This window comes from Azospirillum griseum (genome assembly GCF_003966125.1).
GTDB classification, from domain to species: Bacteria; Pseudomonadota; Alphaproteobacteria; order Azospirillales; family Azospirillaceae; genus Azospirillum; species Azospirillum griseum.
Genome location: NZ_RXMA01000186.1, coordinates 1 through 259 on the forward strand (window position 1 = coordinate 1; position 259 = coordinate 259).

1 pseudogene is annotated in these 259 nt (G+C 71.4%); it reads left to right on the top strand.

What is annotated here, in order from left to right:
- A pseudogene (locus EJ903_RS26715) lies at positions 1 to 259 on the top strand (IS5/IS1182 family transposase); the annotation flags it as partial.

Consider the following 259-nt stretch of genomic DNA (forward strand, 5'->3'; position numbering starts at 1 on the left):
TGCCGGGCCTGCTCAATCCGGACGCCTTCGACAGCCGGGTGTGGGCGGACAGCGCCTACCGCTCGAAGGCCAACGAAGCGGCCATCGCGGCGGCGGGCCGCCGCAGCATGGTGCATTTCCGCAAGCCGAAGGGGCGGCCGATGCCGGAGCCGCACCAACGCGCCAACCGCGCCCGCTCGGCGGTGCGATCCGCCGTCGAGCATGTCTTCGCCGACCAGAAGCAGCGCATGGCGCTGTTCATCCGCACCATCGGCCTTGG